The sequence below is a fragment of the Methylomagnum ishizawai genome (genome assembly GCF_900155475.1).
GTDB classification, from domain to species: domain Bacteria; phylum Pseudomonadota; class Gammaproteobacteria; order Methylococcales; family Methylococcaceae; genus Methylomagnum; species Methylomagnum ishizawai_A.
Genome location: NZ_FXAM01000001.1, coordinates 1,963,767 through 1,979,167, shown reverse-complemented (window position 1 = coordinate 1,979,167; position 15,401 = coordinate 1,963,767). Strand labels below are relative to the sequence as shown.

The 15,401-nt window shown below is 63.2% G+C and carries 17 protein-coding genes; 8 read left to right on the top strand and 9 right to left on the bottom strand.

The genetic code is table 11. The features are described from left to right. The first annotated feature begins 131 nt into the window (after window positions 1–131). The 6 genes from pilB to yacG all read left to right on the top strand — a co-directional run bounded on the left by pilB (window position 132) and on the right by yacG (window position 5,649). Window positions 132–1,847, top strand: coding sequence for a type IV-A pilus assembly ATPase PilB (pilB, locus tag B9N93_RS08860; RefSeq protein WP_085212823.1), 1,716 nt, complete (start codon window positions 132–134; stop codon window positions 1,845–1,847). A gap of 3 nt (window positions 1,848–1,850) precedes the next feature. Further along, entirely contained in the window at window positions 1,851–3,068 is a 1,218-nt protein-coding gene (locus B9N93_RS08855) for a type II secretion system F family protein (RefSeq protein WP_085212821.1), read from the top strand. Window positions 3,069–3,072: 4 nt separating this feature from the next. Next, complete coding sequence (locus B9N93_RS08850) at window positions 3,073–3,942, top strand: prepilin peptidase (RefSeq protein ID WP_085212819.1); 870 nt, start codon at window positions 3,073–3,075, stop codon at window positions 3,940–3,942. Between the two features lie 4 nt (window positions 3,943–3,946). Next, entirely contained in the window at window positions 3,947–4,570 is a 624-nt protein-coding gene (gene coaE / locus B9N93_RS08845; RefSeq protein WP_085212817.1) for a dephospho-CoA kinase, read from the top strand. A 115-nt stretch (window positions 4,571–4,685) separates the two neighbouring features. After that, window positions 4,686–5,456, top strand: coding sequence for a cell division protein ZapD (zapD, locus tag B9N93_RS08840; RefSeq protein ID WP_254899360.1), 771 nt, complete (start codon window positions 4,686–4,688; stop codon window positions 5,454–5,456). A 7-nt stretch (window positions 5,457–5,463) separates the two neighbouring features. Beyond that, on the top strand, window positions 5,464–5,649 hold the full coding sequence (gene yacG / locus B9N93_RS08835; RefSeq protein WP_085212813.1) for a DNA gyrase inhibitor YacG: 186 nt from the start codon (window positions 5,464–5,466) through the stop codon (window positions 5,647–5,649). 7 nt (window positions 5,650–5,656) lie between these two features. On the opposite strand, the gene B9N93_RS08830 is transcribed toward yacG, so the two are convergent. Then, window positions 5,657–6,789 (bottom strand): IS630 family transposase gene (locus B9N93_RS08830; RefSeq protein ID WP_125468899.1). Its coding sequence is split into 2 segments (ribosomal slippage): window positions 5,657–6,357 and window positions 6,357–6,789, totalling 1,134 coding nucleotides; the frame shifts between segments, so codons are not numbered across the junction. A 290-nt stretch (window positions 6,790–7,079) separates the two neighbouring features. Here B9N93_RS08830 and groES point away from each other — a divergent pair. Both groES and groL read left to right on the top strand, forming a co-directional pair. Beyond that, window positions 7,080–7,370, top strand: a complete 291-nt coding sequence (groES, locus tag B9N93_RS08825) for a co-chaperone GroES (RefSeq protein ID WP_085212812.1) — start codon at window positions 7,080–7,082, stop codon at window positions 7,368–7,370. A gap of 42 nt (window positions 7,371–7,412) precedes the next feature. Further along, the gene (gene groL / locus B9N93_RS08820) at window positions 7,413–9,038 is read left to right on the top strand and encodes a chaperonin GroEL (RefSeq protein WP_085212810.1); all 1,626 of its coding nucleotides are present in this window, start codon (window positions 7,413–7,415) and stop codon (window positions 9,036–9,038) included. 88 nt (window positions 9,039–9,126) lie between these two features. Here the strand turns inward: groL and B9N93_RS08815 are convergent, their stop codons facing one another. From B9N93_RS08815 to B9N93_RS08780, 8 genes are all read right to left on the bottom strand, one after another. Further along, window positions 9,127–9,891: a hypothetical protein gene (locus B9N93_RS08815; RefSeq protein WP_125468898.1), complete on the bottom strand. Its 765-nt coding sequence runs from the start codon at window positions 9,889–9,891 to the stop codon at window positions 9,127–9,129. 223 nt (window positions 9,892–10,114) lie between these two features. Further along, on the bottom strand, window positions 10,115–10,750 hold the full coding sequence (locus B9N93_RS08810) for an HpnM family protein (RefSeq protein ID WP_085212806.1): 636 nt from the start codon (window positions 10,748–10,750) through the stop codon (window positions 10,115–10,117). 77 nt (window positions 10,751–10,827) lie between these two features. After that, window positions 10,828–11,214 carry a DUF2802 domain-containing protein gene (locus B9N93_RS08805; protein ID WP_085212804.1) on the bottom strand — a complete coding sequence of 129 codons (387 nt, stop codon included), beginning with the start codon at window positions 11,212–11,214 and terminating at the stop codon, window positions 10,828–10,830. Between the two features lie 125 nt (window positions 11,215–11,339). Beyond that, entirely contained in the window at window positions 11,340–11,804 is a 465-nt protein-coding gene (locus tag B9N93_RS08800) for a chemotaxis protein CheW (RefSeq protein ID WP_246628603.1), read from the bottom strand. A 144-nt stretch (window positions 11,805–11,948) separates the two neighbouring features. Further along, complete coding sequence (locus B9N93_RS08795) at window positions 11,949–12,749, bottom strand: ParA family protein (RefSeq protein WP_085212802.1); 801 nt, start codon at window positions 12,747–12,749, stop codon at window positions 11,949–11,951. Continuing rightward, complete coding sequence (motD, locus tag B9N93_RS08790; protein WP_085212800.1) at window positions 12,746–13,594, bottom strand: flagellar motor protein MotD; 849 nt, start codon at window positions 13,592–13,594, stop codon at window positions 12,746–12,748. The genes B9N93_RS08795 and motD overlap by 4 nt, the downstream gene beginning before the upstream one ends. 3 nt (window positions 13,595–13,597) lie before the next feature. Next, window positions 13,598–14,341: a flagellar motor protein gene (locus B9N93_RS08785; protein ID WP_085212798.1), complete on the bottom strand. Its 744-nt coding sequence runs from the start codon at window positions 14,339–14,341 to the stop codon at window positions 13,598–13,600. Beyond that, a complete protein-coding gene (locus tag B9N93_RS08780) occupies window positions 14,329–15,399 on the bottom strand; it encodes a protein-glutamate methylesterase/protein-glutamine glutaminase (RefSeq protein WP_085212797.1) in 1,071 nt (356 codons plus the stop codon). Before B9N93_RS08780 ends, B9N93_RS08785 begins: the two co-directional genes overlap by 13 nt. Between the last annotated feature and the right edge of the window lie 2 nt (window positions 15,400–15,401).

Sequence of the window (15,401 nt, the reverse complement as noted above, 5' to 3'; positions counted from 1 at the left end):
TAATCCGAACAGCCGCCCTGGTCGGCGGATTCCCGGCCCGTAGTAAAAGCCCGCCACTCAACTAAGCTTTACGGGACCGGGAACCCGCCGACCAGGGCCGGATGGCCGTTCCTTACCACCCAGCAAGCATCATGGCGATATCTGCTTCCAAAATCCCGCTCAGCGGCATGGCGAAATGCCTGGTCAAAGAAGAACTCCTGTCGGATACCGACGCCCATAGCCATTTCGAGGAAGCCCTACGCAAAAGCGTCCCCTTCGTCACCCATCTGGTCAGCAACAAAATCCTCGATAGCCTGACCATCGCCAACGCGGCCTCCAAGGAATTCGGCATCCCGCTGTTCGATTTGAACGCCATGATGCCGGAGATGCTGCCGCTGAAATCGGTCAGCGAGAAACTGATCCGCAAGCACCACGCCCTGCCCTTGTTCCTGCGCGGCAACCGCCTGTTCCTGGCGGTGTCCGACCCCACCAACCTGCAAGCCCTGGACGAGATCAAATTCCAGTCCCGGCTCGGTACCGAGAGCGTCCTGGTCGAGGAGGACAAACTGGTCCGCGCCATCGAAACCGCGCTGGAAGCCCAAGACACCAGCTTCAAGGATTTGCTCGACGCCGACCTCGAAAACCTCACCGTCACCGGCGGCGACGACGTCGACGGCCCGGCCGAGGGCGAGGGCAGCGACATCGACGACGCCCCCATCGTGCGCTTCGTCAACAAAATCCTGCTGGACGCCATCAAGCGCGGCGTGTCCGATATCCATTTCGAGCCCTACGAAAAGAACTTCCGGGTCAGGTTCCGCCACGACGGCATGTTGCACGAGATCGCCGCGCCCCCGGCGGCCCTCGCCGGGCGCATCTCGGCCCGGCTCAAGGTCATGTCGCGCATGGACATCGCCGAGCGCCGGGTACCGCAGGATGGCCGTATCAAGATGACCCTCTCGCGTACCCGTTCCATCGATTTCCGCGTCAACTCCTGCCCCACCCTGTTCGGCGAAAAGATCGTATTGCGTATCCTCGACCCCACCGCCGCCCAGATCGGCATCGAGCGGCTGGGGTTCGAGCCGGAACAACAGGAAAACTTCCTCAAGGCGCTCCACAAGCCCTACGGCATGATTTTGGTGACGGGGCCGACCGGCAGCGGCAAGACCGTCTCGCTCTACACCGGCCTCAACATCCTCAACACCCCCGACACCAATATCTCCACCGCCGAAGACCCGGTAGAAATCACGGTGCCGGGCATCAACCAGGTCAACGTCAACGTCAAGACCGGCCTCACCTTCGCCGAAGCCCTCCGCGCCTTCCTGCGCCAAGACCCCGACGTCATCATGGTCGGCGAAATCCGCGACCTGGAAACCGCCGAAATCGCGGTGAAAGCCGCCCAGACCGGCCACTTGGTGCTGTCCACCCTGCACACCAACGACGCCCCGCAAACCCTGAACCGCCTGATGCAAATGGGCATCCCGCCGTTCAACATCGCCTCCGCCATCCTCTTGATCATGGCCCAGCGCCTGACGCGGCGGCTGTGCGAGAACTGCAAGCAAGAAATCCAACTGCCGCCCGAGGTCTTGATCCAGGCCGGTTTCCGCGAAAGCGACCTGGCCAACATGACCCTCTACGGTCCGGTCGGCTGTGACAAATGCGTGAAAGGTTATAAAGGCCGGGTGGGTATCTACCAAGTCATGCCCATCTCCGAATCCATCAACCGCATCATCCTCGAAGGGGGCAACGTGATGCAGATCGCCCAACAAGCCAAGGCGGACGGCATCGCCGACCTCAGGGATTCGGGACTCAGGAAGGTCAAGGCCGGTGTCACCAGCCTGGCCGAAATCGACCGCGTCACCCGGGATTAAGCCATGGCCGCCAAAGAAGAAACTGTCCTCTACGTCTGGGAAGGCACCGACCGCAACGGTGCCCGCATGAGGGGCGAACTGACCTCGCGCAGCGAATTGGTGGCCAAGGCCGAACTGCGGCGGCAAGGCATCAAGGTCGTCAAGCTCAAGAAAAAGCCCAAGCCGCTGTTCTCCCCCTCCAAGAAAGCCATCACCACCAAGGATATCGCCATCTTCAGCCGCCAGTTGGCGACCATGCTGTCGGCGGGCGTGCCCCTAGTCCAAGCCTTCGAGATCGTGGGCCGCGGCCATGAAAATCCCAGCATGCAGGAGTTGATCCTCGCCATCAAAGCCGATGTCGAAGGCGGCAGCACCCTGGCCGAAGCCTTGGGCAAGCATCCTTTATATTTCGACGAATTGTTCTGCAACCTGGTCCATGCCGGCGAACAAGCCGGTGTCCTGGAAACCCTGTTACACAAGATCGCCGAGTACAAGGAAAAGACCGAATCGATCAAGGCCAAGATCAAGAAGGCGCTGACCTATCCGGCGGCGGTGCTGGTCATCGCCATGATCGTGAGCGCCATCCTCTTGATTTTCGTGGTACCCCAGTTCGAGGCCTTGTTCAAGGGCTTCGGCGCGGACTTGCCGGCCTTCACCAAGATGGTGGTCTCCATGTCGCAATTCCTCCAAGCTTACTGGTACATCGTCCTCGGGACCGTCATGGGCGTGGGCTGGGTTTTCATCAACCTCAAGAAGCGCTCCAAAGCCTTCAACCACGGGCTGGACCGATTGATCCTGCAAATCCCCGCCATCGGCGTGATCATCCACAAGGCCGCCATCGCCCGCTTCGCCCGCACCCTGTCCACCATGTCGGCGGCGGGCGTGCCCTTGGTGGAGGCCTTGCAATCGGTGTCGGGGGCCACCGGCAATATCGTCTACTCCCTAGCGGTCCTCAAAATGCGCGACGACGTATCCACCGGCACCCAGTTGCAAATGTCGATGCGACAGGCCGACTTGTTCCCCAACATGGTGATCCAGATGGTCGCCATCGGCGAGGAATCCGGCTCCCTCGACAGCATGTTGGGCAAGGTGGCCGATTTCTACGAGGAGGAGGTCGATAACGCCGTGGACTCCCTAAGCAGCCTGCTCGAACCCATGATCATGGCGATCCTGGGCGTGATCGTGGGCGGCTTGGTGATCGCGATGTACCTGCCGATCTTCAAACTGGGTTCCGCCATCTAAGCCTATGAATTCATTCGATATCCTGGCCGAAAACCCCGCCGGGTTCCTGGCTGTCGTCGGCTTGGTGGGCCTGACGGTCGGCAGCTTCCTCAACGTGGTCATCCACCGGCTGCCCATCATGCTGGAACGTTCCTGGAAACAGGAATGCCGCAACTACCTGGAACTGGAACCCGAGGCCGCGCCGGAAGCGCCCTACAACCTGCTGACGCCCCGCTCCCATTGCCCCCAGTGCGCCAAGCCGGTCGGCATCGGGGAGAACATCCCCGTCCTCAGCTACTTGCTGCTGCGCGGGCGTTGTTCCGGCTGCGGGACGCGGATTTCGCCGCGCTATCCGGCGGTGGAATTGCTGACCGCCCTGGTCTCGGTGGCCGTGGCCTACCGTTTTGGCTTCGGGCCACAAACCGCCGCCGCCCTGCCCCTGAGTTGGTGCCTTATCGCCTTGACCTTCATCGATATCGACCGGCAATTGCTGCCCGACAGCCTGACCCTGCCGATGCTGTGGCTGGGCCTGTTCCTCAGCCTGTTCGGGATTTTCACCGACAGCACGGCCAGTATCCTCGGGGCCATCTTCGGCTATCTGAGCCTGTGGACGGTCTATCAATTGTTCAAACTGGCGACCGGCAAGGAAGGCATGGGCTATGGCGATTTCAAGCTGCTGGCCCTGATCGGCGCGTGGCTGGGCTGGGACAAACTGCCGATGGTGATTTTATTGTCCTCGCTGGTGGGCGCTGTGATCGGCATCGCCATGATCCTCTTGTCCCGCCAGGAACGGGGTACACCGATCCCGTTCGGCCCCTACCTCGCCATCGCCGGTTGGATCGCCCTGGTTTGGGGCGATGCCATCAACGCGGCCTATCTCGGCCAATTCCACTAAACCCATGTTCAAAGTGGGCTTGACCGGCGGCATCGGCAGCGGCAAAACCACGGTCGCCGAACTGTTCGCGGCGAAGGGCGTGCCGGTGCTGGACGCCGACCGGGTCGCCCGCGATCTGGTCGAACCCGGCCAACCGGCCCTCGCCGCCATCGCCGGGCGTTTCGGCCCGGATATCCTCAAGGCGGGCTGCCTGGACCGGGAACGGCTACGGCGGATCGTGTTCGCGGACCCCGCGGAGCGCCGCTGGCTCGAAGCCTTGCTCCATCCCAGGGTCTACGCCGAACTGGAACGGCGGATGGCGGCGCTGGCCACGCCTTATTGCCTCTTGGTCGTCCCCTTGCTGCTGGAAACCGGTCGGCGCGGCTTGGTGGACCGGCTGCTGGTGGTGGATTGCCCGGTGGGTCTCCAGCGGCAACGGCTACAAACGCGGGACGGCATCGACGCCGCCCAGGCCAACCGCATGTTGTCCGCCCAGATCGACCGCCCGCAACGCCAAGCCGCCGCCGACGATATCCTCGAAAACACCGGCACCGTGGCCGACCTCGCCGGGCCGGTGGAACGCCTGCACCGGCTTTATCTGGCCCTCGCATCGGATTCCAGGCCCGGAAACGCCGCGCCGCCGCCATAAAACCGTCGCTATTGACTAATAAGGTCGATCAACGAAAATGTTGCCCGCCTATGGACGGGCACCCACCCAAGCCAAACCGGATTGGCCCCCGACATCCCTGACCGGATTCTTCCCCTTGAACAACTTCACTATCTACGAATTTCCGCTGAACGAACGGATCCGCCTCTTCATGCGCCTCGAACAATTGTTCCAACAGGTCGATCACTTCGTGGCCGGGGCTTCGGTCTGGGACAGCCGGGCCGTCATCTCGACCCTGCTGGACGTGCTGAGCCTGTTCAGCCGCAACGACCTCAAATCCGAAACGCTCAAGGAACTGGACCGGCACTCGGCGGCGCTGGCCAAGCTGACCCGCACCCAACCGGATATCGACCATGGCAAGGTGGAGACCCTCCTGGCCCGGCTCGACGCCCTGAGCAAGGAACTCTACGGCAATCCCGGCAAGATCGGCGTCTCCCTGATGGAGAACGACCTGTTCAAAAGCATCTCGCAGCGCAGCACCATTCCCGGCGGAACATGCAGCTTCGACCTGCCCGCCTTCCATTATTGGCTGCAACTCGACGACGCCCAGCGTCGGCGCGACCTGGAGGAATGGATCCTCCCGTTCCAGGCGATCCGCACCGCCATCGATCTTCTGCTCAACTTCATCCGCAGCTACGGCACGCCCGGCCTGGAAATCGCCGCCACGGGTTTTTTCCAAAAAACCCTGGACCACACCCTGCCCTACCAATTGCTACGGGTGGCAATCGAGCGCGGCCAGCCCTATTTCGCCGAGATCAGCGGCGGCAAACACCGCTTTACCGTGCGCTTCATGCGGCCCGACGCCACTGGACGGCCCGTGCAATGCCCGGAAGACGTGCGGTTCCAACTCACCTGCTGCCTGTTGTGAAGCCACCATGGCCACGACGGTGCGATGCCCCACTTGCGGCCGGCCCGTGGAATGGACCGAAGCCTGGCCGTTCCGGCCTTTTTGCGGCAAGCGCTGCAAGCTGATCGATCTCGGGGCGTGGGCCACCGAGTCCTACGCCATCCCGGCCGAAGCCGAACAGCCTCCCGCCGCTCCGGCGGACCCCGACACCTAGTGCTCTGTCACCCGTCGAATGTGGGGTAGAGCTTGCGGAGCTTGATGCGGGCGTCGGCGGTGGTGAATTGCCAATTGGCCTTGACCTGGGTTTGGTTGCGGCGCTCTGTCCAGGCGGCGACGTGGCGGACCAGGTCGTCCCGTTGGCCGACGCGCTCGGGCAGGTCGCGGGCCAGGGCGCTCAGTTCGATCTCGGCCATGTCCAGCCAACTGCCGTGCTTGGGCGTGTGGTGGATCTCCAAGCGCTCGGCGATCCGCCGGGCTTCCTCCGGCGGGAAGGCCTCGTACAGGCTGGCCGCCGAGTGCGTGTTCAACTGGTCCATGACCACCACGACCTTGTCCGCGTCCCGGTAGCGTCCATCGACCAGGTCCCGGACGATTCCGGCGAAGTCCTTGCGGGTCCGGCCCTCGGTGACCCGGGCCTCGCGCCATCCCGCCAGGGGCTCGAAGGCCATGAACAGGCTGCCCACCCCGTTGCGGACGTACTCGCTGTCGTAGCGCTCCGGCTGGCCGGGCCCCATCGGCAGGGGTTCGCGCACCTCGCCCACCAACTGGACGAAGGACTCGTCCAAGCAGACCACCGGCAGCCTGGGGTCGTAGGGCCGCCGGTAGACCTCCAGCACGTCCTCCATGTCGGCTACGAACTCGGCCGAGGCCTTGGGCGGGATGACCCACATCTTGCGGAGGTGGGGCTTGAGCTCGTTTTTTTGAGCGTGCGCCGCACGGTTTCGTAGGACACGGTTTCGGCGTAGTCCAGTTCGACCATCCGGTCCGCCAGCAACCGCAGCGTCCAGCGCGGCTTGCCCCCGGGCGGCTCGGAACAGGCCAGCGCGATCAGCCGCGCCTCCTGCTCCCCGTCCAGCAGGCGGGCGTACACCCGGTCGGTCGGTTTGGGCACCAAGGCGGCTTCAATGCCCTGCTCCACGAAACGTTGCCGTACCCGCTCCACCGTGCGGACGTCCACGTTCAACGCCTCCGCTATCCCGGCGTCGGTGCGGCCCGGACCGCCCTCGGCCTCGTCGGCCTGCAACAGGATGCGGGCATGGGCCAGCTTCCGCGCCGCGCCTTTGCCACTCCCGATCAACCCCTTCAAATCGCCCCGCTCCTCGGCGGTGAGCGTCACCCGGTATCGCTTCGCCATCTCACACCTCCGGTCCCTCGGTTTGGCAATGCCCGCCAAACCTTCAAGCCTTAGACCCGGCAACCTAGGCGTGATGCTGCACTAGCGCATTTTCGGTTTGGGTGTACGCAAAAATTTTTTGCTCCCCGCCCTTGAAAACAAACAGCCCCGTCTCTACTTCGCTAGCAGCCCTCAAGGGCGAGTGCTAACACCGTTCGGCACTCCAACAAATCGACGGAGGCGGGCCGCCTGACCGGCCCGCCACAGTTTCCAACACAACTCCCGGATGATCGGGAAAAGGATCGTAAACCATGAAAATCCGCCCTTTACATGACCGTGTCGTCGTCAAGCGCTGGGAAGAAGAACGCACCTCCCCCGGCGGCATCGTGATCCCCGATTCGGCCAAGGAAAAGCCCATCAAGGGCGAAGTGGTGGCTGTCGGCCTAGGCAAACCCCTGGACAATGGCGATGTGCGCGCCCCCGGCGTGAAAGTCGGCGACAAGGTGTTGTTCGGCAAATACGCCGGCAACGAAGTCAAGATCGACGGCACCGAATATCTGATGCTGCGCGAAGACGACATCATGGGCGTATTCGTAGCCTAAACCCACCGACCGCCAACCGACACATTAGGAGATTAAGCAACCATGGCAGCCAAAGATGTACGCTTTTCCGACGACGCCCGCCAACGCATGCTGGTCGGTGTGAACGTCCTCGCCGACGCCGTCAAACAGACCCTCGGCCCCAAAGGCCGCAACGTGGTGCTGGAAAAGAGCTTCGGCGCTCCCACCGTCACCAAGGACGGCGTGTCCGTCGCCAAGGAAATCGAACTCAAGGACAAGTTCGAGAACATGGGTGCCCAGATGGTGAAGGAAGTCGCCTCCCGCACTTCCGATATCGCCGGCGACGGCACCACCACCGCCACCGTGCTGGCCCAGGCCATCGTGCGCGAGGGTCTGAAATCCGTCACCGCCGGGTCCAATCCGATGGACATCAAGCGCGGCATCGACCTCGGCGTCGCGGTCGTGGTCAAGCAACTGCAAGCCCTGTCCAAACCCTGCACCACCAGCAAGGAAATCGCCCAGGTCGGCTCCATCTCGGCCAATTCCGACGAGAGCATCGGCCAGATCATCGCCGACGCCATGGATAAGGTCGGCAAGGAAGGCGTCATCACCGTGGAAGACGGCTCGGGCCTCGACAACACCCTGGACGTGGTCGAGGGCATGCAGTTCGACCGCGGCTACCTCTCCCCCTATTTCATCAACAGCCAGGAAACCATGAGCGTGGAACTCGATTCCCCGTTCATCCTGCTGCACGACAAGAAAATCTCCAACATCCGCGACCTTCTGCCGGTGCTGGAAAAGGTCGCCAAGTCCGGCAAGTCCCTGCTGATCGTGGCCGAGGACGTGGAAGGCGAAGCCCTCGCCACCCTGGTGGTCAACACCATGCGCGGCATCATCAAGGTCTGCGCGGTGAAGGCGCCGGGCTTCGGCGACCGCCGCAAGGCCATGTTGGAAGATATCGCCATCCTGAGCGGCGGCACCGTGATTTCCGAGGATGTCGGCCTGTCGCTGGAGAAGGTCGAGTTGTCCGACCTGGGCCAAGCCAAGAAGGTGCAGGTCAACAAGGAAAACACCACCATCGTCGACGGGGCCGGTAGCGCCGCCACCATCAAGGCCCGCGTCGAGCAGATCCGCAAGCAGATGGAAGACACCTCTTCCGACTACGACCGCGAGAAACTGCAAGAGCGCGTCGCCAAGTTGGCGGGCGGCGTGGCGGTCATCAAGGTGGGTGCCGCGACCGAAGTCGAAATGAAGGAAAAGAAAGCCCGGGTGGAAGACGCGCTGCACGCGACCCGTGCCGCGGTCGAAGAAGGCATCGTGCCCGGTGGCGGCGTGGCCTTCGTCCGCGCCCAGGCCGCGCTGAAGGACTTGCAGGGCAAGAACCACGACCAGACCGTGGGCGTCGCCATCCTGCGCCGCGCCATCGAGGAACCGCTGCGCCAGATCGTCACCAACGCCGGCGAAGAGGCTTCCGTGGTGCTGTCCAAGGTGCAGGCAGGCAGCGGCAGCTTCGGCTACAACGCGGGCAACGGCGAATACGGCGACATGATCGAAATGGGCATCCTGGACCCGACCAAGGTGACCCGTTCCGCGCTACAGAACGCCTCCTCCGTGGCCGGCCTGATGCTCACCACCGAGGCCATGGTCGCCGAAATCCCCAAGAAGGAATCGGCCCCGGCGATGCCCGGCGGCATGGACGGCATGATGTAATCGGCCCCGGCTGATCGCCCCGAAAAAAAGCCCCGCCAGGGAAACCCGGCGGGGCTTTTTCATGGGAACCATGACCGGATACCGAAACTCAGCGCTGTATCCACTTATAGTTGCAGACCGAGCAATAGCATTTGCGCTTGCCGCGGCGGAAGATCGATTTGAAAGTACGGGTGCCCACCCTGAGCTTGGCCCTGTCCCTGGTCTTGCATTTCGGGCAGTAAAACACGTTGAGGCGCCGGTAGAGATGGTACCAAACCATACCCGACACGCTCGCCGACACCGACACGATGAAGGTGGGCAGGAGATAAGGCAGGATATATTTGCCGGAATAAAACCCGAGCCGCTGCCAATAATAGGATTTAACCAGCCAAACCGGCAAGGCGGCCTCGATCCATGCCAGGGCTTTTCCCTTCAGGCCCGCGAACTTCGGCTCCGCCTGGGCGGCGGGCTTGTCCTTGGCGAATTTACGCTCGCCCTCGACCGGGGCGGCCCCTTCCTTCGCGTGCCTGACCCAGAGCTTGAAGCTCGGTACCAAATCCACCGCCCGCTGCAAACGGTCCACCTGCACATGGCGATAAGGGTTCTGGCTGAGGGACAGCACATAGACCGCCCGCCGCAACTCGGTCTCCAATTCGGAGAAATCGGCGTCTTCCCATTCGGTCATCGCCTTGCCATAGAGCTTGTTATCGGGCGTGGACCAGAATTGCTCCGTCAGCAGGGCGCCATCCTCGGCGATGAAATTATTGGGGTTGAACAAAGAACGCACCTGGCCGCCATAGGCCAGATGGCACAACAGCAAGGCCAGCACCAGCAGCCCACCCCGCGCCCTTCGACTTCTCGTTATCGGAAACACTCATCGCCCCCTAGCATTGATTTCATCTCCCCGGCCAACCGGCCTTTTCCCCGCCATATCCGTGGCCCTGCCCAGGCGCAAAGCGGGAAGTGTAGCCAGCTTATTACAAGCAAGGCAAGAACACGGGACCGCGCCCCGGAGGGTTCCGTGAATCAGCCCGCCTTCGATAGCAGTCCAAAAAAAGGGCACCCGAAGGTGCCCCGTAGATACCTGGCTTCCCGTCTCAACCCGGCTTGCCCGGCTTGGCCGGGGCGGCGTTGTTGTGGGAGTAATCGGTGATTTTTTGGGAGAGCTTATTCAACAGGCTGTCGAAACCCTCGCGGTCGATGACGCTGGTATATTGGGCCTTTTTCAGGGCCAAATCGCTGATACCATCGACAATGATATTGATGATCTGCCACTGCCCATTGAGTTCACCCACGATATACTCGAACTTGATGGGTTTTTCCTTGGGGGCGGTGAAGTTATAGCGTAGCAATAGCTTGCCGTTCTTCAAATCCTGGCTGCTGTCGAACACGAAGGATTCGCCGCCATAGCCATTGAATTGGGCGGCATAGGTGGCAACACTCAGATCGATCAGTTTTTCCATGAAGGCGGTTTTCTGCGCCTTGTCCAGTTTTTTCCAATGGCTACCCAGGGCGATCTGGGATACCGCCTCGAACTCGAAAGTATCCCGCACCACCGGCCCGATCAATTTATAGCGTCCCTGATACCCCAACTTGTCCGCGCCCTTCATCGCTTGGATGAGCGTCTCGTTGAGTTTGTCCACGGGTTTCCTGGCTTCGTCCACCGGCTCGGCCCAAGCCGGGAAAGACGCGAGGCATACCAGCCACAAACCCAATATCAGCTTAAAAATCATAATATTCCCCTTGCTCGGCTAGGCGGGCGAATATAGCACAACCGCCGGGATTTGGGATGGGAGGGTCTTGGTACCCGTCAGCGGCGCGGCTGGCCGTAAAGGCTCACCAGCAGGTTGGCCTCGGACAAGGACAGGCCGAACTCCGCGACCAGTTCCTCGGGGCGGGCGCCGGCCTTCACCTTGTCGATGGCGGTGTAATAGGGTTGCTGGGTGGTTTCGCGGGTGGCGAGTTCCTCGATGCGGGCGAGGCATTCGCGCAGGCGCTCCTCCTGGCCGAACACCCGCCGGTCCACCTGCACCGCCGCCGCGCACAGGCCCATCAAATCCTGTCCTTGCCGGGCCATGCCCTCGGCCAGGGCGGCGTGGTCGCGGGCCAGCTTGCGGTGGGCGCGGGCCAGCAGGAACAAGCCCGCCGCCAGGAGGGCCGACAAGGCAAGGAGCGCGAAATAAGGCAACCAGTTCATCGGGCGTATCGTCGATAGGGGGAAAGGGTTCGCGGGCTTGGGCGGGCGGTGGACAGGGGGTTGGCGGGGACCACGGGCCGGACCCGACCCATATTATGCGCCAAGACCGCGCGGGAACGGGACCGTCAGAAGAATTCGAGGTCGGCCCGCTCCTCTTCGCTCAGGAAGCGGTTGAGATCGACCAGAATCAGCAACTGGCCGTTGCGGCTGGTGACGCCCTGGATATAGCGGGAGCTTTCCTCGTTGCCGACATTGGGCGCGGCCTCGACCTCGGAGCCGCGCAACTCCACCACTTCGGCCACGCTGTCCACCAGGATGCCGATGACCTGGTCCACGGCCTCGATGATGACGATGCGCGAGGCGTCGTCGGGGTCTTTCGGATACAGGCCGAAGCGCTTGCGGGTGTCGATCACGGTGACGACATTGCCGCGCAGGTTGATGATGCCGACCACATAGTCGGGCGCGCCCGGCACCGGGGCGATTTCGCTGATGCGCAGGACTTCCTGCACCTGCATCACATTGACCCCGTAGGTCTCGTCGCCCAGGCGGAAAGTTACCCATTGGTTGACCGGTTCGGTACGTTTTTGCATGGCTCCGCTCATGGTGGCCTCGTTGTGATTGGGGGGGGTGGGGTTCAAACTGGCCCTGGAATCCCGTGTTTGCTTTGGACGGCTGGAATCCATACCACAGCAAGCTTTGGATTCCAATTCAGATCGGGATTGCAGCCTGGCCGGTTAGCCATGGACCCGCGCCTCGGGCCGTGGCGTCAATCCGCCGCTCAGGGCGTCCTCCAGCAATTCGGCATAGGCGGCGGCGGCCTTGGTGCCGGGCGCGAAGCGGGACACCGGCTGTCCTGTCTGGCTGGCCTCGCGGATGCGGGTATCGACCGGGATTTCCGAGCGCCAGGACTGGTCGCCGAAACGCTGGCGGATGACCTCCAGGGTTTGCAGGGCGGCGCGGGTGCGACGGTCGAACATGGTCGGCACGATGGTGAAACGCAGCGCCACCCGGCGCGATTTGCCGATCATGGCCAGGGTGTGCAGCATCCGCTCCAAGCCCTTGAGCGCCAGGAATTCGCACAGCACCGGCACGAACAAATGCTCGCTGGCGGCCAGGGCGTTGACCATCAGGACACCGAGCATGGGCGGGCTGTCGATCAGGGCGAAATCGTACTGCCCACGCACCCCGGCCAGCGCGTTGCCCATCACCAGCCCCAAGCCCCCGGCCCCGTTCTGGCGCTCGATAGTCGAAAGCGCCGAGGACGCGGGCAGGATCGACAAGCCCTCGACGCCGCTGGGCCGCACATAGCGGTCCAGTTCGAGCTTGCGCCGCGCCAGGGCGTCCTGGAACAAATCGTAGACGCTGCCCTGGATATCGTCCGGGTTCATCTTGAAATAGCCGGTCAAGGAACCGTGCGGATCGAGATCGACCAACAGGACGCGATAGCCGCGCTCGGCCAGCAAGCCGCCCAGCGAAACCACGGTGGTGGTCTTGCCCACCCCGCCCTTTTGGTTGGAAACCGCCCAGACCTTCATGGCTTCACCGTCGCCGGCACGGGCGGGGCGGCGGGTCGGGGCGGCGCGTCCTGGGCCGGTGCGCCGTAACGCGCCGCGCCGTTCGACATCACCACCAAGACCACCCGCCGGTTGCGGTAGCGGCCTTCCTCGGCCGTGTTCTCCGCCACCGGATGGTATTCGCCATAGCCGATGGCGGCGAGGCGGCGCGGGTCGATGCCATTGCGGGTCAATTGACCCACCACGGCGGCGGCGCGGGCCGAGGATAGCACCCAGTTGGAGGGGAATTCGGCGGTGCTGATGGGCATGTTATCGGTATGGCCCTCGATGTTGATGGGATTGGGGATCTCGCGGAAGATTTCCGACAAGCGGTACAGCACCGGCAATGATTCGGGCGCGAGCGCGGCCTTGCCGCTGGGGAAGAACAGCCCGCTCTTCATCTCGACCTCCAGCCAGAACTCATGGCGCTTGACGACCGCCAGATCGTCCTGGATATAGGGCGACAACACGGCCTCCAGCCGGTCGGCGACCGCTTCCAGCCGGGCCTGTTCCTGCTGGGGATCGGCACCGGCGGTGGGTTCGGGGGATTCCGCGCCCAGGCCGGTTTCTGGGCTGCCGACCAGATACTCGCCCGGTGCCCCATCGTAGATTTGAACCGGCTCGCCGGCCCTGGAAACCTTGCGGCCATCCTCCATGAACACCTCGGCCAGGGTGCGCGACAACACCCGGTATTTGCCTTCGTTGATCGAGGAAATCGAATACATCACCACGAAGAACGCGAACAGCAAGGTGATGAAGTCGGCATAGGACACCAACCAGCGTTCCAGGTTCTCATGCTCGTCTTCGGAGCGCTTGCGTCTCGCCATGGCTCACCCATCCAGGAAGCCGGTCAGCTTCAATTCGATATTGCGGGGGTTCTCGCCCTCGGCGATGGCGATGACGCCTTCCAGCACCAATTCCCGCGCCCGGTGCCGCGCCGAGGCCCGCGCCTTGAGCTTGTTGGCGACGGGGATGAACAACAAATTCGCCAGCCCCACGCCGTAGATGGTGGCGACGAAGGCCGTGGCGATGCCGCTGCCCAGCTTGGCCGGATCGGACAGGTTCTGCATGACATGGATCAAGCCCATCACCGCGCCGATGATGCCGATAGTGGGCGAATAACCGCCCATGGCCTCGAACACCTTGGCGGCGGTCAGGTCGCGCTGTTGCTTGACGCCCAGTTCCAGTTCCAGGGTGTCGCGGATAACTTCGGGTTCGTTGCCATCCACCAGCAATTGCAAGCCCTTGCGGGAGAACAAATCGACCTCGTTGGGGATGAAATTCTCCAGGCCCAGCAAGCCCTCGCGCCGGGCCAGGGTACTCCAGCCCACCAGCTTCTTGATCTCCTCGCCCGGATCGATGGACGGCATGAACAACACCCAGCGCAGCATCTTGAGCGCGTAGACGAACACGGCCGGTGGGGTTTGCAGCATCACCGCGCCCAGGGTGCCGCCGATCACGATGACCAGGGCGGGGCCGTTCAGCAACGAGCCGATATGGCCGCCTTCCAGGAAATTGCCGAAAATGACGGCCCCCACCCCGAGGAAAATGCCGGCGATGGTCAAGCCGTCCATGGTTGTCCCCGCGCCAATTCATCGGCCATGTCGTCGAGATCGTAGACCGCGTCGGCCAACCGGCCATCGACGATGGCCTTGGGCATCCCGTAGACCACGCAGCTCCGTTCGTCCTGCGCCCAGACCGCCGCGCCCCGCGCCTTCAACCGCGCCGCGCCCTGCCTGCCGTCCGAACCCATGCCGGTCAGCACGATGACGAGCGCCCGCGGGCTATGCGCCAGACCGGCCAGGGAAGCGAAGGTGACATCGGCGCTGGGCCGGAAATATTCACCCTCGGCGGCCTCGCGGAGGGCGATGGTTCTGCGGCCCGCTTGTTCGCGCAGTTCCATCTGCACGCCGCCCGGTGCCACCAAGGCCAGGCCGGGCCGCAACTCGTCGCCGTGCTTGGCCTCGCGGACCTCGATGGCGCAAACCTGGTTCAAGCGTTCGGCGAAGCTGCCGGTGAAATTGCCCGGCATATGCTGCACCACCAGCACCGGCACCGGCAGCTGCGCGGGCAAGGCGGCCAGGACCTTCTGGACGGCGGTGGGTCCGCCGGTCGAGGCGGCGATGGCGATCAGGTTCACGCCGCGCAAATGGCCGGACTGGGATGGCGGATGCCGGGGACGGGGGGCGGAGCGGATGGCCGGGCGGGGCGTGGGCGAGGCGTGGACCTTGGCGCGATGCCGGGCCAGTTCCAACACCCGGCCACACAGCATCCGCTTGGCGGTTTCCTTGTCGGCGCTGATTTCGTGCAATTGCTTGGGGATGAAATCCATGGCCCCGGCGTCCAGCGCCTCCAGGGTGGCGCGGGCACCGGCCTGGGTGGAGACCGAGAACATCAGGATGGGCGTGGGCCGTTCGCGCATGATCCGGCGCACCGCCGTGATACCGTCCATGACCGGCATTTCCACATCCATGGTGATGACATCGGGCTGGAGTTCGGCGGCCATGCGGATGGCGTCCAGGCCGTTGCCGGCGCTACCCACCACTTCGAGGTGGTCGTCGCCGTTGAGGATTTCGGTCAGGCGATGGCGCATGAAATTGGAATCATCGACCACCAGCACCCGGTAAACCATCC